We start from the raw sequence: 19888 nt of genomic DNA on the forward strand, positions 1-19888 counted from the left end.
CGGAAGTTACGGCAGCGTAGGTTACGCGGCCATGGGGGATCGTGCCCCAAACGCGGGCTGCTGACCAGCCCAGAGCCCCGTACCTGGGGAGATTCTCGTCACGCCGGGAATGTCGCGGGTCAGCCGGGCGCTGCGATCATCGGATGAGCGTACGTCGACGGCGTACGCGGACACGGGCGGCGACGGGAGCGCGAGGTGCTCGCACACGAGGACGGCGGGGTGCTCGCGCACGAGGACGGCGGGGTGCTCGCGCACGAGGACGGCGGGGTGCTCGCGCACGAGGACGGCGGGGTGCTCGCGCACGAGGACGGCCAAGGCGCCGGGGTGCCCGCAGGCGGGCCTGTCCGGGCCCGCCTGGGCGCCGCCGAGCTGGGCGCACGGCCGGGGGAGCGGGCCAGCCTGGTGCAGTTCTCCAGCGCCTTCTGCCAGCCCTGCCGGGCCACCCGCAGGATCCTCGCCGCGGTCGCGGAGATGGTCCCGGGGGTCGTCCACATCGAGATCGACGCCGAGGAGCGCCTCGACCTGGTCCGGGCCCTCGGCATCGAGAAGACCCCGACCGTGCTGGTCCTGGACGCGGCGGGGACGGTCGTCCGGCGCGCGGCGGGGATGCCCCGCAAGGCCGACGTGATCGCCGCGCTCGGTGCCGCGGTCGCGTGACGGACGCGCCGGTGCGCGCGCCCGCACGCAGCGTGACGCGCCCGACATCTGACCGATCCCGCTTGACTGTGTACACGGGAGATCGCCACGCTGGTGGGATGCGGTATGAACTCCTGCTCTTCGGACGGGTCCACGTGGACCTCGTCCGCCACGCAAGCGCGCGCTGTCCGGGCCGCTGAGCGCCCCGGCCCCGACCCCAGACCAGCGCCCGCCCCGCCCGTGGCAGAAGGAAGAGACCCGATGACCGCTCCCACCGCCCCTACCGCCCCTACCGCCCCCACGGTCCCGTCGCCCCGAACCGGCACGGCCCTGCCCGGCTCGCCCGACCTGCTGCGCTCCGTGTTCCGGCAGCACGCGGCCGGCGTCGCGGTGATCACCGCCCAGGACGGCGGGCGGCCCGTCGGGTTCACCGCCACCTCGCTCAACTCCGTGTCGGCCGATCCGCCGCTGCTCTCGTTCACGATCGGCACGGGGGCCTCCAGCTGGCCCGCCGTCCGCGACAGCGAGTACCTCGGCGTCCACATACTGGGCGAACACCAGAGCGGCCTGGCCGGTCTGTTCGCCCGTAGCGGAGCTGACCGGTTCGGTCCGGAGACGGGCTGGGCGCAGGGGCCGCACGGGGTTCCGGTGCTGGACGGGGTACTGGCGTGGCTGGTGTGCCGGGTGGTGGCGCGGGTGCCCGCGGGGGCGCACCGGGTGATCATCGCGGAGGCGGTCGCCGGGGACCCGGCCGGGGAGGGGCGCCCCCTGCTCTACCACCAGGGACGCTTCAACGCGTTGCGCGACTGAATCGTCCCTGTTGGGGCGGGTCGGGCGGCGTTGGCCAGATCACAGTTCACCGGCCTTGCGACTTGTGGGGACCCACGGTGTACTGACGAGTAACATTCCCTTCGGAGCGCGGGCCGCCCCGACCGGGATCCGCCCGACAAGGCGCCTATGCTGCCTGCACAAGGCGGTACCAGAAAAGACGATGCGGTAGGAGAGCCGGCGTGAGCCTGAGGATCGTTGTCTGTGTGAAGTACGTGCCCGACGCCACCGGCGACCGGCAGTTCACCGAGGACTTGACCGTCAACCGTGACGACGTCGACGGCCTGCTGTCGGAGCTCGACGAGTACGCCGTCGAGCAGGCGCTGCAGATCGCCGACGAGGCCGACGATGCCGAGATCACCGTTCTGACGGTGGGCCCCGAGGACGCCAAGGACGCGTTGCGCAAGGCGCTGTCCATGGGCGCCGACAAGGCCATCCACGTCGAGGACGACGACCTGCACGGCACCGACGTCATGGGCACCTCGCTGGTGCTCGCCAAGGCGATCGAGAAGGCCGGCTACGACCTGGTCATCACGGGCATGGCCTCGACCGACGGCGCCATGGGTGTCCTCCCGGCGATCCTGGCCGAGCGCCTGGGCGTCCCGCAGGTCACCCTGCTCTCCGAGGTCAAGGTCGAGGGCGGCACCGTGACCGGCCGCCGCGACGGCGACACCGCCAGCGAGACCCTGGAGGCCTCCCTCCCCGCGCTCGTCTCGGTGACGGACCAGTCGGGCGAGGCCCGCTACCCGTCCTTCAAGGGCATCATGGCCGCCAAGAAGAAGCCGGTCGAGTCCTGGGACCTGGAGGAGCTGGAGATCGAGGCCGATGAGGTCGGTCTGGAGGGCTCCTGGACCGCGGTCGACTCCGCGGCGCAGCGCCCGGCCCGTACCGCAGGCACGATCGTCAAGGACGAGGGCGAGGGCGGCAAGCAGCTGGCCGGCTTCCTTGCGGAGCAGAAGTTCATCTAAGGACCAGCCTGGCCGGCCGGAACCCCTTCGGGGAGCTTCGGCCACCCCCTCTTAGCCCCCAGACACTTCGCAATCGCAGGAGAGCAGTCCCATGGCTGAAGTTCTCGTCTACGTCGACCACGTGGACGGTGCCGTCCGCAAGCCCACCCTCGAGCTGCTGACGCTGGCCCGCCGCCTGGGCGAGCCCGTCGCCGTCGCCCTGGGCGCCGGCGCGGACGCCACCGCCGCCGTGCTCGCCGAGCACGGCGCGGTCAAGGTCCTCACCGCCGACGCCCCCGAGTTCACCGAGTACCTCGTCGTACCGAAGGTGGACGCGCTCCAGGCCGCGTACGACGCCGTCTCCCCGGTCGCCGTGCTCGTCCCGTCCTCCGCCGAGGGCAAGGAGATCGCCGCCCGCCTCGCCGTGCGCATCGGCTCCGGCATCATCACCGACGCCGTGGACCTGGAGGCCGGCGACAAGGGCCCCGTCGCCACGCAGGCCGCCTTCGCCGCGTCGTTCACCACCAAGTCCCGCGTGTCCAAGGGCACCCCGGTCATCACCGTGAAGCCGAACTCGGCCCCGGTCGAGGCCGCCCCGGCCGCCGGCACCGTCGAGGCGCTCGCCGTCACCTTCGGCGCCCTGGCCACCGGCACCAAGGTCACCGGCCGCACCCCGCGCGAGTCCACCGGCCGCCCGGAGCTGACCGAGGCCGCGATCGTGGTCTCCGGCGGCCGCGGCGTCAACGGTGCCGAGAACTTCGGCATCATCGAGGCCCTCGCGGACTCCCTCGGTGCCGCGGTCGGCGCCTCGCGCGCCGCCGTCGACGCCGGCTGGTACCCGCACTCCAACCAGGTCGGCCAGACCGGCAAGTCGGTCTCCCCGCAGCTGTACATCGCCTCCGGCATCTCGGGCGCGATCCAGCACCGGGCCGGCATGCAGACCTCGAAGACCATCGTGGCCGTCAACAAGGACGCCGAGGCCCCGATCTTCGACCTGGTCGACTACGGCGTGGTCGGCGACCTCTTCGCGGTCGTCCCGCAGCTGACCGAGGAAATCCAGGCCCGCAAGGGCTGACCTGCGGGTCTTTTCTCCGCTCCACTTCTCCGGGGCCGTGTGGTGATTCTCACCGCGCGGCCCCGAGTCGTTTGTCCAGGACGGCCGGGGGACCATTGACGGAGCGGAACCCCGTGACTAAATTCTGCTATGCGGATCTAAGATTCCGTGAAGCGGAAAAGAGGAGAGTGCACGATGGGTCAGCAGGAGAAGGTGGCGACGAGCCTCGCAGGCGCGGTCAGCGAGGGCATCAGCGCTTCCCTCGCGCCGGTGGACGCGGAACTCGCGCGGCACTACCCGGGCGACCCCGGCACCCGCCAGCCCATCCACACGGTCTACGTCCCCGGTGACGTCTTCGCCGCCGACACCATCCGCTCCTGGGGCGACCAGGCCCTCGCCGCCCTGGACGAGCACGCGCCGGACGCCGCCACCTTCGCCAAGGTGCTCGGCATCTCGGACGAACTGGCCGTACCGGTCTACGACCGCGTCCGCGCCAAGCTCCTGCGCGAGCCCGTCGAGGACCTCCGCGTCGACTTCGAGGACGGCTTCGGCGTCCGCTCCGACGAGGAGGAGGACCAGGCCGCGGCCCGCGCCGCCCGCCTGGTCTCCGAGGCGTTCCGCAACGGCACCAACGCCCCGTACATGGGCGTCCGCATGAAGTGCATGGAGTCCAACGTCCGCGACCGCGGCATCCGGACCACCGACATCTTCCTCTCCGGCCTCCTCGCGAACGGCGGCCTGCCCGAGGGTCTCGTCCTGACCCTCCCGAAGGTCACGTACGCCGAGCAGGTCAGCGCCTTCGTCAAGCTGCTGGAGGCCTTCGAGTCCGCCCGCGGCCTGCGCCCGGGCCGGATCGGCTTCGAGATCCAGATCGAGACCAGCCAGTCCATCGTGGCCTCGGACGGCACCGCCACCGTCGCCCGCATGATCGAGGCCGCCAAGGGCCGGGCCACCGGCCTGCACTACGGCACCTTCGACTACAGCGCCTGTGTCGGCGTCTCCGCCGCCTACCAGTCGAGCGACCACCCCGCCGCCGACCACGCGAAGGCGATCATGCAGGTCGCGGCCGCCGGCACCGGCGTACGGGTCTCCGACGGCTCGACGAACGTCCTGCCGATCGGCACCACCGAGCACGTCCACGAGGCGTGGAAGCTGCACTACGGGCTCACCCGGCGCGCCCTGGCCCGCGCGTACTACCAGGGCTGGGACATGCACCCCGCGCACCTGCCGACCCGCTACGCGGCCGTCTTCACCTTCTACCGCGAGGGCCTCGACACCGCCGCCGCGCGCCTGAAGGCGTACGTCGCCAAGATCGAGGGCGACGTGATGGACGAGCCCGCCACCGCCAAGGCCCTGGCCGGCTACCTGGTCCGCGGCCTCGACTGCGGCGCCGTCGGCGCCGAGGAGGTCGCCGCCCTGACCGGCCTCACCCGCGCGGAGCTCGACGCCTTCGCGATCCCGCGCCGCTCGGCCACGCTGACCGCCGGCAACTGACCGGCGACCGCGGGGCCCGGCCGGACGGCCGGGCCCCGCGGTCGTGCACGGGCCGGTTCTCGCGGCCGTGCCCGGCGGTGAGGGGGCGGGGCGTCGCCGGGCCGTCCGGCGCCCGGTCGGGGGTCGCCGGGCCGTCAGCCGGCGGGCGGGATCTCGCCCGACCCGCGGGGCACGAGGCGGGTCGGGAGTTGGAGCCGGACCGGGGGCAGGTGCGCGCCCGCCAGACGCTGGAAGAGGCGGTCGGTGGCCACCCGGCCCAGGGCCGCCGCGTCCTGTGCGACCACCGTGATGCCGGGGCGCAGCAGGTCGGCGAGTTCGAAGTCGTCGAAGCCGACGAGCGCCACCGGGCGGGCCTCGGCGGCCAGCACCCGTACGAGCGTGACCGTCACCCGGTTGTTGCCGGCGAAGAAGGCGGTCACCGGTTCGGGCCCGGCCAGCATCCCGGCGGCGGTGGCCGACACCCGGGTGGGGGCGGTGGAGCCGAGCGACACCCACGATTCGGCCACCGGCAGTCCCGCGGCCTCCATGGCGGTGCGGTAGCCGCGCAGGCGCTCGGTGGCGGTGTGGATGTGGGGGTGGTCGCCGACGAAGCCGATGCGGCGGTGTCCCGCGGCGATCAGGTGGGCGACCCCGTCCCGGGCGCCGCCGAAGTTGTCGGAGAGGACCACGTCCGCGTCGATCCGTCCCGCCGGGCGGTCCACGAACACCGTGGCCACGCCGGCGCGCATCTCCGGTTCCAGGTAGCGGTGGTCGTCCCCGGCCGGGATCACGATCAGCCCGTCCACCCGGCGGGCGCACAGCGCGAGCGCCAACTCCCGCTCCCGGTCCGGGTCCTCGGCGCTGGACCCGTTGATGAGCAGGGCGCCGTGCGCGCGGGCCACCTCCTCCACCGCCCGGTTCAGGGGACCGTAGAACGGGTCGGCGAGGTCCTCCAGGACCAGGCCCACGGTCGCGGTCCGGCCCTTGCGCAGCACGCGCGCGCTGTCGTTCCGGCGGAACCCGAGGGCCTCGATGGCCTCGTGGACCCGCTTCTCCGTGTCCGGGGTGACCCCGGGCTCGCCGTTGACCACGCGGGACACCGTCTTCAGGCCCACCCCCGCCCGGGCCGCCACGTCCTTCATGGTCGGCCGGTTGCCGTAGCGGGGCTCGGTCGGGCGGCGGCTGTGGGGCACGGTGGGGAAACCTCCGGAGGTATCGGGCAGGGCTGTGACCTTGAGGATAAGCACTCGAGGTTTCCGTGGCAGGGTGGGGCGGGCAAGCCACTGGGGGCTCCGGACGAGCCATGGGGAGAGGGGTAGACGTGATTGTCTGGATCAACGGCACCTTCGGCGCCGGAAAGACCAGCACGGCCCGCGAACTGACCGGAATCCTGCCGGACGGCACCCTGTTCGACCCGGAGTTCATCGGGGACGCCCTGCGCGTGCTCCTGCCCCGCAAGCGGCTGGCGGAGGTCTCCGACTACCAGGACCTGCCCAGTTGGCGCCGGCTGGTGGTGGACACCGCCGCGGCGATGCTCGCCGAGCTGGGCGGGGTGCTCGTCGTCCCGATGACGCTGCTGAGGCAGGACTACCGGGACGAGATCTTCGGAGGGCTGGCAGCGCGCCGGATTCCGGTGAGGCACGTGCTCCTCGCCCCTGCGGAAACGATCCTGCGGCAGCGGATCGCGACGCGGGAGGAGCCGGGTGCCCCCCAGGACGTGGACCTGAGGGTCCGCCAGTGGGCGTACGACCACATTCCGGCCTACCAGCAGGCGCTGGACTGGCTCACCGCCGACGCCCACGTCCTGGACAACGGCACCCTGAGCGTGCGCGAGACCGCCGAGCGGATCGCCGAGGCCGTCCGCACGGAGAGAGCCCCGGTCTGCGACATCGTCCAGACCCCGGAGCCCACCCGCGAGACGGTGGCCGCCGGGGTCCTGCTCTTCGACGAGCAGGACCGGGTGCTGCTGGTGGACCCGACGTACAAGGCGGGCTGGGAGTTCCCCGGCGGGGTGGTCGAGCCGGGCGAGGCTCCGGCCCGCGCGGGCGTACGGGAGGTCGCCGAGGAGCTCGGCCTCGTACTCGACCGGTTGCCGGGGCTGCTCGTCGTCGACTGGGAGTCCCCGCGGCCGCCGGGGTACGGCGGGCTGCGGCTGCTCTTCGACGGCGGCCGGATCGGGGCCGGGGACGCGGCCCGGCTCCGGCTGCCCGGACCCGAACTGCGCGCCTGGCGCTTCGTCACGGAGGACGAGGCCACGGACTTGCTCCCGCCGTACCGCCACGAACGGCTGCGCTGGGCCCTGCGCGCCCGCGAGAGCGGCAGTCCCCTCTACCTGGAGGCGGGCGTCCCGGTCGGCTGAGCCGCGGGCGACCGGCCGGGACGCGGGGCCCGGCCGGGCCCGGCAGGGATGCGGGCGCGGGTCCCACACCCCCGGCGGTCAGCCCGCCGGGGTGTCGGCTGCGGCCTTGGCGAGCGCCGCCGCGGTGTCCACCGTGAGGGGGTCCCCGTGGCCGAAGCATGCCGTCGACGGGGCGAGCGCGGCGAGCCGGCGGAAGGAGTCGACGGCCCGGGCGCGGTCCACGTTGAACACCCCCAGCATCAACGGGCCGACGGCGGCGACGCAGTCCCCGGTGAACAGCACGCCGTGGCGCGGCAGGTGCACGCCGATGCTGCCGTCGGTGTGGCCGGGGGCGTGCACGACGTACGCCCCGTCCCCGAAGCCCAGCTCGTCGCCGTCCTCCAACTCCCCGTCCACGGCGGTGGGCGGGGCCTCGGGAACGGTCAACCCGTGTGCGTACAGGGGGATCTCCCAGTCCAGCAGCACCGGTTCGGGCACGGGCAGCTCGCCGCGGATCACCGGCGCGTCCAGACGGTGGGCGAGCACCCGGGCGCCCCAGCGGGCGGCGAGTTGACCGGCGGCCCCGACGTGGTCCCGGTGGCAGTGGGTGAGGACGATGCGCTCCAGCCGCTCGGGCGAGAGCCCCAGGGAGCGTACGGCCGCCTCGATCGGGGCGGCTGACCGGCGGTTGCCCGCGTCGATCAGGGTGAGGGCCTCGCCGTCCTGCCAGAGGTATGCCTGGCCGATCGGGAAGCGGAACATGTGGAGCCGGTTCGGGAGTACCTCGACGAGATCCATATCCATGCGTCGAACGTACGCATCCCTGCGCGCCCGGGGCCACGGGACTTCGCCAGCAGCGGAGTACGCCCAGGGCGCAGTACGCCCAGGGCGCAGTACGCCCAGGGCGCAGTACGCCCAGGGCGCAGTACGCCCAGGGCGCAGTACGCCCAGGGCGCAGTGCGCCCCGGGCGAACGGACCGGCCCGGCGGCCCCGGTCGCGCGCCGGGCCGCGCGGCACCCGGGACCGCGCGGAACCGCCCGGGACCCGGGACCGCGCGGGGTCAAACGCGCTTGGACTCGGCGTAGTTGACGAGGAACAGGGCCTCCGCCACCGACAGGCGCTCCAGCTCCTGCGGCGACACGCTCTCGTTGACGGCGTGGATCTGCGCCTCGGGCTCGCTCAGCCCGATCAGCAGCATCTCGGCCTCCGGGTAGAGCGACGTCAGCGTGTTGCACAGCGGGATCGATCCGCCCATGCCGCTGACCTGCATCTCCTGGTCGGGGTACGCGACCCGCATGGCCGCCGCCATCGACGCGTACGCCGGGCTGGTGGTGTCCGCCTGGAACGGCTGGCCCTGACCGACGACCTCTAGCTCCAGCCGCGCCTGCCACGGGGTGTGCGCGACGAGGTGCGCCTCCAGCAGCTTGATCGCCTCCGGAGTGTCCACGCCTGGCGGCACGCGCAGGCTGATCAGCGCGCCCGCACTCGCGTGCACCGACGGCGTCGCGCCCACCACCGGCGGGCAGTCGATGCCCAGCACGGTGACCGCCGGGCGCGCCCACAGCCGGTCCGCGACCGTGCCCTCGCCGATCAGACCGACCCCGTCCAGCACCCGCGCGTCGGCGCGGAAGTCCTCCTCCGGGTACTGCAGGCCCTCCCACACCGCGTCCGAGGCCAGCCCGTCCACCGTGGTCGAACCGTCGGCGGCGCGCAGCGAGTCGAGCAGCCGGATCAGGGCGGCCAGCGCGTCGGGGGCGGCGCCGCCGAACATGCCGGAGTGGAGGTTGCCGCCCAGCGTGTCGATCTTCACCTTGAGCAGGGTCATCCCGCGCAGGGTGGCCGTCACGGTCGGCAGGCCGAGCCGGAAGTTGCCCGCGTCGCCGATGACGATCGTGTCGGCGGTCAGGAGCTCCGGGTGCGCCTCGGCGTACTGCTGGAGACCGCCCGTGCCCTGCTCCTCCGAGCCCTCGACGATGACCTTCACCGCCACCGGTACGCCACCGTTGGCCTTCAGCGCGCGCAGCGCGAGCAGGTGCATGATGAACCCGCCCTTGCAGTCGGCCGCGCCGCGCCCGTACCAGCGGCCGTCGCGCTCGGTCAGCTCGAAGGCCGGGGAGATCCAGGCGGAGTCGTCCAGCGGCGGCTGCACGTCGTAGTGCGCGTACAGCAGGACGGTCGGCGCGCCCGCCGGGCCGGGCAGGAACCCGTACACCGACTGGGTGCCGTCGGGGGTGTCGAGCAGCGCCACGTCCTGGAAGCCCTCGACGCGCAGGGCGTCGGCCACCCAGTTCGCGGCGGCCTCGCTCTCGCTCTTGGGGAACTGTGCCCAGTCCGCCACCGACTGGAAGGCCACCAGCTCGGTCAGCTCCCGCTTGGCACGGGGCATCAGCGAGGCGATGGTCTCGGCGATCGGATTCTGGGACATGGGCACGCTCCTCGTGGGTGCGACGTTGTTACGTGTGCGCCGCCCGCATCCGCGTGGTGTGCGTATGCCGGGTACGGCGAAAGACAGCCCCGATCCTCGCACAGCAGGGCGAGGCCGACTCTCGCCGTAGGATTTCCCCGGCATCGGAGCAACCGGGTGATCAGGAGCAGCAGCACATCGTGAGCAGCGACGACGTACGCGACGCAGACGCAGGCGCAGGAGAGGTCGCGCAGGGGGCGGGCGACGAGGTGGCCGGGGACAGTGGGGAGACCGGCGAGGTGTGGGACGTGGTCGTGGTCGGCGCGGGACCGGCCGGTTCGTCGGCCGCGTACGCGGCGGCGACGGCGGGGCGGCGCGTCCTGCTGTTGGAGAAGGCGGAACTGCCCCGCTACAAGACCTGTGGCGGCGGCATCATCGGACCGTCCCGCGACGCCCTGCCGCCGGGCTTCGTCCTTCCCCTCAAGGACCGCATCCACGCGGTCACCTTCTCGATGAACGGGAAGCTGACCCGGACGCGGCGATCGAAGCAGATGCTCTTCGGCCTCATCAACCGGCCGGAGTTCGACGCCGGCCTGGTCGCCGAGGCGGAGAAGGCGGGGGCGACCGTCCGTACGGGGACCGCCGTGTCCCGGGTCGAACAGCACGGGACGGCCGTGCCCGACCGGCGCACCGTCGCCGTGGTGCTCGCCGACGGGGAGACCGTGCTGGCGCGGGCCGTGGTCGGCGCGGACGGCAGCGCGAGCCGGATCGGCGCGCACGTCGGGGTCGAGATGGGCCAGGTGGACCTCGGCCTGGAGGCGGAGATCCCCGTCCCCGACTCCGTCGCGGAGGACTGGAAGGGGAGGGTCCTGATCGACTGGGGTCCGCTGCCGGGCAGTTACGGCTGGGTCTTCCCCAAGGGCGACACCCTGACCGTGGGCGTCATCTCGGCGAAGGGCGAGGGTGCGGCGACCAAGCAGTACCTGGACGACTTCATCGCGCGGCTCGGCCTGGCCGGCTTCGTACCGGCCGTCTCCTCCGGGCACCTCACCCGCTGCCGCACCCCCGAATCACCGCTGTCGCGGGGCCGGGTGCTGGTGGCGGGCGACGCGGCCGGTCTGCTGGAGCCGTGGACGCGCGAGGGGATCTCCTTCGCGCTGCGGTCGGGGCGGCTGGCGGGGGAGTGGGCAGTCAAGATCTCCGAGTCGCAGGACGCCGTGGACGCGCGCCGCCAGGCGCTGAACTACGCCTTCGCGGTGAAGGCCGGGCTGGGCGTGGAGATGGAGATCGGCAAGCGGATGCTGACCCTCTTCGAGTCCCGGCCGGGGCTGCTGCACGCGGCGATCACCGGTCTGCGCCCGGCGTGGCGGGCGTTCGCCCGGATCACCCGGGGTTCGACGACCCTGGCCGACCTCGTACGGACGTCCCCGCTGGCCCGCAAGGGCCTCCACGCGCTGGACGCGCGCCAGGCGGCCCGGAAGCCGGGCGCCGGCCGCGGCTAGCGCCTGTCTCGGTCTGACTCCTCGATGTGGGACCGGATCGAGCCGCTGACGCCGGCCGATCCGGTCCGTGGACGACGGTGGGCCGACCGCCCCGCACCTTCGGGGCCGTCGCCCGGACGTACCGCACGAACTCGCCTCGCGCCTGGCGGCACCTGCCGGGCGAGTTCGGTCCGTTCCGGATCGCGCACCGACTCGTGCGTGAACGGCACGGCCCCATGACCGCGCGACGAGCTGCTCACCGCGCTGATCATCGACGCGTACGACAGCATCGGCGCCGCCGCCGAGGAAGCGGACGCCCGCGCCCTCGCCGCCGGCGCTCCGCCCCGCGCCCGGTGGGTCGCAGTCTGCGGGGCCGTCCGCGTCTGGGCGCTCGCGCACCCGCACGAGTACGCGCTCATCTACGGTTCCCGGCTACAGCGCGCCCGTGGACACCGTCGGCCCCGCCTCCCGGGTCGCCGACGCCTTCATCGGGGTCCTCCGCGCCGCCCACTGCGGCCGGGGCCTCGCCCTGCCGCCCCTGCCGCCCGCCCTGCGCCCCGAAGCGGACCGGATGGCCGCGGACTTCGCCGACGGCCTGCCCCCGGAGGTCACGGCCGCGCTGGTCGCCGCCTGGGCGCAGCTGTTCGGCCTCGTCTCCTTCGAACTGTTCGGCCAGTTCAACCGGGTGGTCGAGGATCGGGAGACCTTCTTCGCGCACGCCGCGGACCAACTGGCGCACGGGGTCGGACTGACCGCCGTATGACGGGAGGGTGAGGGCGGCCCCCGGGGCCGACCTGAGGGAAATTCACATGATGAGGCGACAGATCGCTCTTCTGTTCCTCATATGAACGGCGGCGGTTCAGCCTTGAACGAAGAGCCGCCCGTCTAGTGTTCCTCGGGTCGCCCGCTTGCCGTCGCCGCCGGAGGAACAGCCATGCCCCGCGCCGTGAAGGCACTCTCCGCCGTGCTGGCCGCCCTCGTGTTCACCGTGGCCGCTCCCGCCGTCACCGGGTGCGCGCGGACCGGGGGCCCCGAGCACCAGACGACGCTGGACGCGGGGGACCCGGTCGTGCGGCCCGCTCCGGCCCCCACGGCCCCGCCGACGCCCCGGGTGCCCGGTGTGCGGGGTCTGGAGATCGCGGTCCCCGCGTACGTCTGGGCCAACGACCCCATGCTGGCGGACCTCACCGCCACCGGCCCGGCCGCCTCCTTGGTGGTCCTCAACCCGGGCAACGGCGACTCCCCGTTCGACGCCCCCTGGCGGGCCCGCGCCGACGCCCTGCGCGGCGGCACCACCACGACCGGCGAGCGGACGAAGGTGCTCGGCTACGTCCACACCGACCACGGCAATCGCGACATCGCCGCAGTCAAGGCCTCCGTCGACAACTACCTGAAGACGCCCGGCGGCCGTCTCCACGTCGACGGCATCTTCTTCGACGTCGTCAGCCGCGAGTGCGGCCCGGAGAACGCGACCCGCGACCACTACGCGGAGCTCCGCCGCTACGTCCAGGACACCATGCACGCCGTGGACCCGGCCGCCCCGGACCTCGTGGTCAACAACCCCGGCACGGCCATCGCCGACTGCTACCTGGAGCCGGAGCGCCGCACCGCGGACGTCTTCGTCACGTACGAGGACACGTACGCGGCGTACCACGCCGGCGGCTGGCTCGGCGGCAACGTCTACAACCACCTCGGCGGCTACCGCGCCGGCACCGAACTCGACCCGAGCGGAACGGCGTTCTGGCACCTGGTCCACGGAGTGCCGGACACGGCGGCCATGGAGTCCACGCTGCGCACGGCCTTCGACCGCGGCGCGGGCTACGCGTACGCGACCGGCGCCGGAATGCCCAACCCGTGGAACACGGGCCCGGACTGGAAGTACCAGGCACAGACCACCTACGCGGCGACCCTCGGCTGAGCCCGCTCCGCGGGGGAGCCCCGAAGCGCTGGCGCGCGGCGCGCTCGGCGGCGAAGCGCGACCGGCCGGGCAAGGGCGGGGCCGCGGCTCCACGAGGCTACTGCGCCGGCAGTGGGTGCGCCGACTGTGGGCCGTGCCCGGTGAGGTAGAGCCTGAGGGCGCACGCGTCTTCGGCCTCGACGAAGACCCGCCGGCCCCAGTGGGCGCTCAGCCGGTGCGCGACGTCCACCAGCCGCCGGCGTTCCTCCGGTGAGTACGCCGGAACCGCACCCAGCCGTGTGCGGCGATCGCCTGGCCGAGGTCACCGAACAGCACCGACCGCGCGCGCCGCTCCTCGTCCTCGGTCAGCGGCGTGGGGCCGCCTTCCTCCGGCTGCCACCGGACGTTGTACAGGTCTCGGATCACGGCGCTTTCCCGGGTCGTCGGGCCGTCGCGGAGAGGTTACGGGCACCTCGCGGGCCGCCGCCCGCGAGGTGCCCGAACCCCGGGTCCGTCAGCGGTAGTCGTCGGGGTGGCCCTGCATCCAGACGTTGATCTTGTCGCGGGTGCCGACCAGCAACGTCTCGTGCTTCTTCAGGTTCTCGAAGGTGCGGTCGTCGCCGAGCTCCGCGTCGAGCTTCGCGATGAGGGCGATCGGCTCGGGAAAGTGCCCGGCGCCCTTCGGGTCGGCCTTCATCGCGCGGTCCATGCGGTGCAGTTCCTCGTGGACCCGGCCGAGGAAGTAGGCGCAGTTGCCGGGCGTGCACGAGTCGTTCAGCGTCGCCTGGAGGCCGGCGAAGGCGTCGCGGACCTTCTCGGCCGGGGCGGTGACGCGGTCCGCGGCGCCGCCGGTCGCTGAGGCCTCCGCGGCCGGGTTCGCCGACCGCTCGGCCGAAGGCCGTCCGGACACGGACACCGACGCGGATGCGGACGCCGAAGGCGACTCCGAGGCGGACGGCGAGACCGACGCCGGCGCCGATGCCGACGCCTCGGCGCGCGACGGCTCGGCCGGGTTCGCGCTGCAGGAGACGGACAGGGCCGCCAGCGCGGCGACGAGCACGGCAGCACCGCGCGCAGTGGAAAGGAACATCGACTTACCCCCCGTGATCATTTGAGGCAGCCGACCTTACCGAACGCCCTCGTGCGGTCACCCGGGGAGGTCCGCCGGTACCCCGGACCCCCCGGCGCCAGCCGCCGACCCCGGCGCCTCCGCGGAGTCACCCGGTCGGGCCGGACCGGCCGGTGAAGCGCGTCCGTCCGAGGGGGAGGCTCGGTGCGCCGTCCGCTCCCAGCCGTGTGGAGCCGGTACGGCGGCGCCGCTGGGCCGGGACGAGGAAGGCGAGGTGGCGGAGCCGGCGGACGGGCTGCCGGACCCGCAGGCCCGGCAGCCCGGCGGCCCGGCGGCACGTTCTAGCGGCCGTCGTTCTCCGGGCGCAGGGCGAAGCGCCACAGGACGTGCGCGACGCGGAGCGCGAAGACCGCCCCCGCCACGATCGCGCCCGCCAGCGCCAGCCCGCGGTGCGCCGCGGGGGAGAGGGAGAACGCGGGGGCGGCCCCGTACACGGCGCCGAAGGAGAGGGCGGCGGCGAAGCATGCGCTGACCAAGGCGTAGCCGATCTCGATCGTGATCGCGTCCCGGTCCACCTGCGTACGTCGCACCATACGGTCAGGGTCCCAGCGTGACCCCGCCGTCACAAGGGTGCCGCCCCGACCCCCCACCCCCCGCCCCTCCGACCCCCCGCCCCTCCGACGCCCCGCTCCGCGCACCCGCGCATCCGCCCGTCAGATCCCGGACGCCTCGGCCCACAGCCGCGCCAGCGCCGCGTCCCCCGTCACCTCCGGGCCCGTGAGCGGGAGCCGGTTCCACAGGGCCGCGTAGAGCCAGGCCGCCGTTCCGGACACCTCGCAGTCGGCCGCCCCGTCCACCGCACCGCGCACCGTACGGGCCGGCTCCGGCGACAGCCGTACGGTCCACACCGCGGCCGTGTCGGCGGCGCGCACCCGCAGCACCCGCGGCTCGGGGGTCCGCACCCGGCTGCGCGGCCGCGCGTGGAAGCCGGTCAGCAGCTCGTCCACCCCGTCCTCCGCGAACTCCGGCTCCACCGCCGAGAACGCGAGCCCGAGCGCCGACTCCGCGTCCATCCGGTGCACGGCCGTCTCGTGGGCCTGGCGCCGCGCCCAGAAGGCCAGCGGCGACGGCGCGGCCGTCGGCAGGAATGTCCAGCACCGCACGTCGGCCGGGGCCCCGGCGAGCGTCCGCACCAGCGTCGCGTGGCCTTCGCGGTACCAGCCGATCAGCTCCGCCCCGGCCGGTTCCGGCGGCTCCGGGAGCGGCACCGGCTCCAGCCGCGCCTCCCCGACGTAGCCGGTCGCCCAGCGGTGGACGGAGCCGGTGTGCCGCAGCAGATCGCCGACCCGCCACCCGGGGCAGGTGGGTACCGGGGCGTCCGTGCCGGCCCGTTCCGCCAGGTCGGCCAAGAGCCCGCCGTCCCGCTCCAGGGCCTTCAGATAAGCGTTGATCTCCATGCGGGCGAGTCTTCCAGCCCGTTCGAGACAATGGGGGCATGGACGGCGAACTCTTCCCGCGCGAGCGGACCGTCATCGCCCCCGGCGCCGTGCACGTCCCCGACTGGCTCGGCGCCGCGCACCAGCGGGAGCTGCTGGAGGCCTGCCGCGGCTGGGCCCGGCCGCCCGCCGGGCTGCGCACCGTACGCACCCCCGGAGGCGGGACGATGACCGCCCGGCAGGTGTGCCTCGGCCTGCACTGGTACCCGTACGGGTACGCCGACACGGCCGTGGACGGCGACGGGGCCCCGGTGAAGCCGATGCCGGAGCGGCTCGCCGCACTCGGCCGGGAGGCCGTGGCCGCGGCGTACGGCGCACCCCTCGCGGACGGGGTGACGTACGACATCGCCCTGATCAACTTCTACGACGGGGACTCCCGCATGGGCATGCACCGGGACGCCGAGGAGCGGTCCCCGGCGCCGGTGGTCTCCCTCAGCCTCGGCGACACCTGCGTCTTCCGCTTCGGGAACACCGCCTCGCGCGGACGGCCGTACCGCGACGTCGAACTGCGCAGCGGCGACCTGTTCGTCTTCGGCGATGCGAGCCGACTGGCCTACCACGGGGTGCCGAAGGTCCTGCCGGGCACGGGCCCGCAAGGGCTCGGGCTCGCCGGGCGGCTCAACATCACCCTCCGGGTCGGCGGGCTCGCGTGATCACCGGGCGTCCGGGGCCCTCCGATCATGCGAGGATCGCTGTCATGAACGGCAACGGGGCCCCGCCGCGGGTGGGGGACGCGACCACGGTGTCCACGCGGACCAGGCTGGAGCGGGGCCGCGGCGCGCTCGGCCCGGCTCTGGAGCTCGTCCACACCGGGCGCGCCCCGACCCGAGCGGTCCTCACCGCCGAGCTCGGCGTCACCCGGGCCACCGCCGGAGCGGTCGCCGCGGAGCTGGAGGCGCTCGGGCTGATCCGCGTCGACTCCCGGCCCGGCGGCGCGGGCGGCACCCAGGGGCGGCCCTCGCACCGGCTGTCCGTTGCCGAAAACGGCCCGGTCGCACTCGCCGCGCAGGTGCACTCGGACGGCTTCCGGGCCGCCCTGGTCGGCCTCGGCGGGCGGATCGTGGCCACCGCCCCGGGCAAGGTGATCGTCTCCGCTGATCCGGCGCAGGTGCTCGGCGCGGTGGTGGAGGCCGGGGCCGCGCTGCTCGCGGAGAGCGGCCGCCGGTGCGTGGGCGCCGGCCTCGCGGTCCCCTCGGCGGTGGCCGAGCCGGAGGGCACGGCGCTGAACCCGCTGCACCTGGCCTGGCCGGCCGGGTCTCCCGTACGGGCCATCTTCGCGCAGTGCGTGAAGGCGGCCGGGATCGACGGCCCGGCCCTGACCGGCAACGACGTCAACCTCGCGGCGCTGGCCGAGCACCGGCACGGCGCGGGGCGCAGCTCGCAGCACCTGCTGTGCGTGGCCACCGGGCACCGCGGGGTCGGCGGGGCACTGGTCCTGGACGGCCGCCTGCACAGCGGGAGTTCGGGCCTGGCCCTGGAGGTCGGCCATCTCACCGTGAACCCGGAGGGGCGCGCCTGTCACTGCGGCGGCCGCGGCTGCCTGGACGTGGAGGCGGACCCGCTGGCCTTCCTCACGGCGGCCGGCCGCACCCCGGGCCCCGAGGTGTCCCTGCTGGCACAGGCCCGCGAGCTGCTGCGGGAGGAGTACGCGGAGCCGGCGGTGCGCGCGGCCGCCGAGGAGCTCATCGACCGGCTGGGCCTGGGCCTCGCGGGCCTCGTGAACATCCTGAACCCGGACCGGATCATCCTGGGCGGACTCCACCGCGAGCTGCTGCACGCCGACCCGGAGCGGCTGCGGGCGGTGGTCGCGGACCGCAGCCTGTGGGGGCGCAGCGGGGGTGTGCCGATCCTGCCGTGCACCCTGGACCACAACAGCCTGGTGGGGGCGGCGGAGCTGGCGTGGCAGCCGGTCCTGGACGACCCGCTGGGCGCCCTGGGCGCGGCGGCCTAGGCACCCGAGGTCCCGCGCCGCCCTGGGTCCGACCGGCGGCTGGCCCTGCGGCGGGAGTCAGCCGGGCCTGATGCCGGCCGAGGCCGAGGCCGAGCCCGAAACCGAGGCTGACGCCGCAACCGGGGACGATGCCGAAACCGACGCCGACGCTGCGACCGAGGCCGAAGCCGCCACCGGCAGTGGCGCCGGAACCGCCCCGGGCTCCACTGCGACGACCGCCTTTCGGGCGGGTTCTCGTACCGGCTTGGCCGAGATGCGCACCGGGCGCGCCGGCGCCGCAGGCGCTGGGGCCGCCCGCAGGGAGAACCACACCACCTTGCCGGAGCCGTCGGACCGGTTCCGCGCGCCCCAGGCCTCGCTGACCGCCTCCACGAGCGCGAGCCCGCGTCCGCAGGTCTCCAGCGCCTCAGCCCGCGCCTCCCGGAGCACCGGGAGGCGCGGATCGCCGTCGATGACCGAGACGGTGAGGCGCCCCAGGCGAAGCTCGATCTCGACCGTGCAGGTCTTGTCGGGCTGCGCGTGGCGGTGGACGTTGCTGAGCAGTTCCGTCACGCCGAGCGCTGCCCGGTCGATGAGCGGATCGAGCTGCCAGTGGCGCAGCTGTGCAGAAACGATTCTGCGAATCTGGCCGATCCGGCACGGCAAGGCCTGCAGTTCGACGACGCAGTGCCTGCGGGAATGACTGATCACGGCTGCGACTCCCCGACATGAGTGTTACGGGTGCTGCACCCTCGGTAATGCTCCACCAGGGTCACCCACGGTGCGCCACAGTGCAACCGAACGCGACCGAAAGGGATCCGCATGGAAACCCAAAGCGACTGTTTGTGCAGGTGAGGGGGGTACATTGCGAAAACAGGGGGTGAGATACCCGCGCACACGCACGAAGGAGCACGGCGCATGAGCACCACCGGCACGACCGCCACGACCGTCGACGTCGACCGTAGCGACGCGGACTACCGGGCCTGGTTGAAGGAGGCCGTCCGCAAGGTCCAGGCGGATGCCAACCGCTCGGCCGACACCCACCTGTTGCGCTTCCCGCTCCCCGAGAAGTGGGGCATCGACCTGTACCTCAAGGACGAGTCGACGCATCCCACGGGCTCCCTCAAGCACCGCCTCGCCCGTTCGCTCTTCCTCTACGCCCTCTGCAACGGCTGGGTCCGCCCCGGCCGCCCGGTCATCGAGGCCTCGTCCGGCTCCACGGCCGTCTCCGAGGCCTACTTCGCGAAGCTGATCGGCGTTCCCTTCATCGCCGTCATGCCGCGCACCACCAGCCCGGAGAAGTGCCGCCTCATCGAATTCCACGGTGGCGAATGCCACTTCGTGGACGACTCGATGAAGATGTACGAGGAGTCCGCCGAGCTGGCCGCCCGCACCGGCGGGCACTACATGGACCAGTTCACGTACGCCGAGCGGGCCACCGACTGGCGCGGCAACAACAACATCGCCGAATCGATGTTCCAGCAGCTTCGGCTGGAACGTTTCCCCGAGCCCGCGTGGATCGTGGCCACCGCCGGCACCGGCGGCACTTCCGCGACCATCGCCCGCTACGTGCACTACATGCAGCACGACACCCGCATCTGCGTCCCGGACCCGGAGAACTCCTGCTTCTTCGACGGGTGGACCCGCCATGACCCCCACGCGAGCAGCGACTGCGGCTCGCGGATCGAGGGCATCGGACGGCCGCGGATGGAACCGAGCTTCGTGCCGGGCGCCATCGACCGGATGATGAAGGTGCCGGACGCGGCGAGCGTCGCCGCGTGCCGCGCCCTGGAGACGGCCATAGGGCGCAAGGCGGGCGGTTCCACCGGCACCGGCCTGTGGAGCGCCCTGAAGATCATCTCGGAGATGGTGGCGGAGGGCCGCACGGGCAGCGTGCTCACCCTGCTCTGCGACCCGGGGGACCGCTACCTCGACAAGTACTACTCCGACGACTGGCTGGCGGCCCAGGGCCTCGACATCGCCCCGTACGCGAAGACCCTCGACACCCTGCTCACGACCGGCGTCTGGCGCGAGCCAGCCGCCTGACCGGCCGCACCGGACCCGGCGGACTGGGCGGACCGGGGGCGATAAGCCCCTGGCCCGGGGGAGCCGGCTGGCTACGCCGGGCGGCCTCGACCACCCGTGATCCGCAGCCCCGGGTCCAGGGGGTGCCCGCGGAGACCTGGTCGCCGAGCACCCGATGGTCTGACGAGCACGGGCACGGGCACTAGCACGAGCACTAGATGAATGAGTCCAAGGGGTGTCGTTGCGGTCAGTGATCGTAGGCGGTCAGTGACCGTTTGATGGGTTGATCGGTTTTGTCGTTGTGCCAGA

General features: G+C 73.6%; 19 protein-coding genes and 2 pseudogenes. 13 read left to right on the plus strand and 8 right to left on the minus strand.

Annotated elements, in window-relative coordinates; all coding sequences use genetic code 11:
• Positions 1–291: 291 nt before the first annotated feature.
• The 5 genes from ACFWTC_RS13275 (at position 292) to ACFWTC_RS13295 (ending at position 4959) form a co-directional block, all read left to right on the plus strand.
• Positions 292–657: a thioredoxin family protein gene (locus ACFWTC_RS13275; protein WP_383915634.1), complete on the plus strand. Its 366-nt coding sequence runs from the start codon at positions 292–294 to the stop codon at positions 655–657.
• A gap of 240 nt (positions 658–897) precedes the next feature.
• Positions 898–1446: a flavin reductase family protein gene (locus ACFWTC_RS13280; protein ID WP_383915511.1), complete on the plus strand. Its 549-nt coding sequence runs from the start codon at positions 898–900 to the stop codon at positions 1444–1446.
• Between the two features lie 200 nt (positions 1447–1646).
• Positions 1647–2432: an electron transfer flavoprotein subunit beta/FixA family protein gene (locus tag ACFWTC_RS13285; RefSeq protein WP_267719124.1), complete on the plus strand. Its 786-nt coding sequence runs from the start codon at positions 1647–1649 to the stop codon at positions 2430–2432.
• 91 nt (positions 2433–2523) lie between these two features.
• Entirely contained in the window at positions 2524–3486 is a 963-nt protein-coding gene (locus ACFWTC_RS13290; RefSeq protein ID WP_383915509.1) for an electron transfer flavoprotein subunit alpha/FixB family protein, read from the plus strand.
• A 174-nt stretch (positions 3487–3660) separates the two neighbouring features.
• The gene (locus ACFWTC_RS13295; RefSeq protein WP_383915507.1) at positions 3661–4959 is read left to right on the plus strand and encodes a DUF6986 family protein; all 1299 of its coding nucleotides are present in this window, start codon (positions 3661–3663) and stop codon (positions 4957–4959) included.
• 134 nt (positions 4960–5093) lie between these two features.
• Here the strand turns inward: ACFWTC_RS13295 and ACFWTC_RS13300 are convergent, their stop codons facing one another.
• Positions 5094–6080 (minus strand): LacI family DNA-binding transcriptional regulator, encoded by a 987-nt coding sequence (locus tag ACFWTC_RS13300; protein ID WP_384027113.1) that lies wholly within the window; start codon positions 6078–6080, stop codon positions 5094–5096.
• Positions 6081–6241: 161 nt separating this feature from the next.
• Here ACFWTC_RS13300 and ACFWTC_RS13305 point away from each other — a divergent pair, with 161 nt between their 5' ends.
• The gene (locus ACFWTC_RS13305; RefSeq protein WP_384074179.1) at positions 6242–7297 is read left to right on the plus strand and encodes an NUDIX domain-containing protein; all 1056 of its coding nucleotides are present in this window, start codon (positions 6242–6244) and stop codon (positions 7295–7297) included.
• 78 nt (positions 7298–7375) lie between these two features.
• Here ACFWTC_RS13305 and ACFWTC_RS13310 read toward each other — a convergent pair whose 3' ends face one another.
• Positions 7376–8074 carry an MBL fold metallo-hydrolase gene (locus ACFWTC_RS13310; protein ID WP_383915630.1) on the minus strand — a complete coding sequence of 233 codons (699 nt, stop codon included), beginning with the start codon at positions 8072–8074 and terminating at the stop codon, positions 7376–7378.
• 263 nt (positions 8075–8337) lie between these two features.
• Positions 8338–9702, minus strand: a complete 1365-nt coding sequence (locus tag ACFWTC_RS13315; RefSeq protein WP_383915503.1) for a dipeptidase — start codon at positions 9700–9702, stop codon at positions 8338–8340.
• Positions 9703–9950: 248 nt separating this feature from the next.
• Between ACFWTC_RS13315 and ACFWTC_RS13320 the strand changes: the two genes are divergently transcribed.
• The 4 genes and pseudogenes from ACFWTC_RS13320 (at position 9951) to ACFWTC_RS13335 (ending at position 13080) form a co-directional block, all read left to right on the plus strand.
• Positions 9951–11183 (plus strand): geranylgeranyl reductase family protein, encoded by a 1233-nt coding sequence (locus ACFWTC_RS13320; RefSeq protein ID WP_383915629.1) that lies wholly within the window; start codon positions 9951–9953, stop codon positions 11181–11183.
• A 24-nt stretch (positions 11184–11207) separates the two neighbouring features.
• Positions 11208–11383 (plus strand): annotated as a pseudogene (locus ACFWTC_RS13325) (transposase); the annotation flags it as partial.
• Positions 11384–11405: 22 nt separating this feature from the next.
• Positions 11406–11925, plus strand: a pseudogene (locus tag ACFWTC_RS13330) (TetR-like C-terminal domain-containing protein); the annotation flags it as partial.
• Between the two features lie 171 nt (positions 11926–12096).
• Positions 12097–13080: a spherulation-specific family 4 protein gene (locus ACFWTC_RS13335; RefSeq protein ID WP_383915502.1), complete on the plus strand. Its 984-nt coding sequence runs from the start codon at positions 12097–12099 to the stop codon at positions 13078–13080.
• 207 nt (positions 13081–13287) lie between these two features.
• Here ACFWTC_RS13335 and ACFWTC_RS13340 read toward each other — a convergent pair whose 3' ends face one another.
• From ACFWTC_RS13340 to ACFWTC_RS13355, 4 genes are all read right to left on the minus strand, one after another.
• Positions 13288–13485: a hypothetical protein gene (locus tag ACFWTC_RS13340; RefSeq protein WP_384026967.1), complete on the minus strand. Its 198-nt coding sequence runs from the start codon at positions 13483–13485 to the stop codon at positions 13288–13290.
• Between the two features lie 88 nt (positions 13486–13573).
• Positions 13574–14149 carry a hypothetical protein gene (locus tag ACFWTC_RS13345; RefSeq protein WP_383915498.1) on the minus strand — a complete coding sequence of 192 codons (576 nt, stop codon included), beginning with the start codon at positions 14147–14149 and terminating at the stop codon, positions 13574–13576.
• A 320-nt stretch (positions 14150–14469) separates the two neighbouring features.
• Complete coding sequence (locus ACFWTC_RS13350) at positions 14470–14721, minus strand: DUF6332 family protein (RefSeq protein WP_383915496.1); 252 nt, start codon at positions 14719–14721, stop codon at positions 14470–14472.
• 120 nt (positions 14722–14841) lie between these two features.
• A complete protein-coding gene (locus ACFWTC_RS13355) occupies positions 14842–15585 on the minus strand; it encodes a maleylpyruvate isomerase family mycothiol-dependent enzyme (protein ID WP_384026965.1) in 744 nt (247 codons plus the stop codon).
• Between the two features lie 38 nt (positions 15586–15623).
• Here ACFWTC_RS13355 and ACFWTC_RS13360 point away from each other — a divergent pair, with 38 nt between their 5' ends.
• A complete protein-coding gene (locus tag ACFWTC_RS13360) occupies positions 15624–16277 on the plus strand; it encodes an alpha-ketoglutarate-dependent dioxygenase AlkB family protein (RefSeq protein ID WP_383915492.1) in 654 nt (217 codons plus the stop codon).
• A 44-nt stretch (positions 16278–16321) separates the two neighbouring features.
• Positions 16322–17575 (plus strand): ROK family protein, encoded by a 1254-nt coding sequence (locus ACFWTC_RS13365; protein ID WP_383915491.1) that lies wholly within the window; start codon positions 16322–16324, stop codon positions 17573–17575.
• Between the two features lie 57 nt (positions 17576–17632).
• Here ACFWTC_RS13365 and ACFWTC_RS13370 read toward each other — a convergent pair whose 3' ends face one another.
• On the minus strand, positions 17633–18265 hold the full coding sequence (locus ACFWTC_RS13370; protein ID WP_384026963.1) for an ATP-binding protein: 633 nt from the start codon (positions 18263–18265) through the stop codon (positions 17633–17635).
• A gap of 207 nt (positions 18266–18472) precedes the next feature.
• Here ACFWTC_RS13370 and ACFWTC_RS13375 point away from each other — a divergent pair, with 207 nt between their 5' ends.
• Entirely contained in the window at positions 18473–19600 is a 1128-nt protein-coding gene (locus ACFWTC_RS13375; RefSeq protein ID WP_383915487.1) for a PLP-dependent cysteine synthase family protein, read from the plus strand.
• Positions 19601–19888: the final 288 nt, after the last annotated feature.

The sequence above is a fragment of the Streptomyces sp. NPDC058619 genome (assembly GCF_042717785.1).
In the GTDB taxonomy this organism is placed as follows: domain Bacteria; phylum Actinomycetota; class Actinomycetes; order Streptomycetales; family Streptomycetaceae; genus Streptomyces.

What these genes read in the sequence shown, in the direction of transcription:
- ACFWTC_RS13280 (WP_383915511.1), top strand. Translation starts at nt 898, where the DNA reads ATGACCGCTCCCACCGCCCCTACCGCCCCTACCGCCCCCACGGTCCCG.
- ACFWTC_RS13290 (WP_383915509.1), top strand. Translation starts at nt 2,524, where the DNA reads ATGGCTGAAGTTCTCGTCTACGTCGACCACGTGGACGGTGCCGTCCGC.
- ACFWTC_RS13295 (WP_383915507.1), top strand. Translation starts at nt 3,661, where the DNA reads ATGGGTCAGCAGGAGAAGGTGGCGACGAGCCTCGCAGGCGCGGTCAGC.
- ACFWTC_RS13300 (WP_384027113.1), bottom strand. Translation starts at nt 6,080, where the DNA reads ATGAAGGACGTGGCGGCCCGGGCGGGGGTGGGCCTGAAGACGGTGTCC.
- ACFWTC_RS13305 (WP_384074179.1), top strand. Translation starts at nt 6,242, where the DNA reads ATGGGGAGAGGGGTAGACGTGATTGTCTGGATCAACGGCACCTTCGGC.
- ACFWTC_RS13310 (WP_383915630.1), bottom strand. Translation starts at nt 8,074, where the DNA reads ATGGATCTCGTCGAGGTACTCCCGAACCGGCTCCACATGTTCCGCTTC.
- ACFWTC_RS13315 (WP_383915503.1), bottom strand. Translation starts at nt 9,702, where the DNA reads ATGTCCCAGAATCCGATCGCCGAGACCATCGCCTCGCTGATGCCCCGT.
- ACFWTC_RS13335 (WP_383915502.1), top strand. Translation starts at nt 12,097, where the DNA reads ATGCCCCGCGCCGTGAAGGCACTCTCCGCCGTGCTGGCCGCCCTCGTG.
- ACFWTC_RS13345 (WP_383915498.1), bottom strand. Translation starts at nt 14,149, where the DNA reads ATGTTCCTTTCCACTGCGCGCGGTGCTGCCGTGCTCGTCGCCGCGCTG.
- ACFWTC_RS13350 (WP_383915496.1), bottom strand. Translation starts at nt 14,721, where the DNA reads ATGGTGCGACGTACGCAGGTGGACCGGGACGCGATCACGATCGAGATC.
- ACFWTC_RS13355 (WP_384026965.1), bottom strand. Translation starts at nt 15,585, where the DNA reads ATGGAGATCAACGCTTATCTGAAGGCCCTGGAGCGGGACGGCGGGCTC.
- ACFWTC_RS13360 (WP_383915492.1), top strand. Translation starts at nt 15,624, where the DNA reads ATGGACGGCGAACTCTTCCCGCGCGAGCGGACCGTCATCGCCCCCGGC.
- ACFWTC_RS13365 (WP_383915491.1), top strand. Translation starts at nt 16,322, where the DNA reads ATGAACGGCAACGGGGCCCCGCCGCGGGTGGGGGACGCGACCACGGTG.
- ACFWTC_RS13375 (WP_383915487.1), top strand. Translation starts at nt 18,473, where the DNA reads ATGAGCACCACCGGCACGACCGCCACGACCGTCGACGTCGACCGTAGC.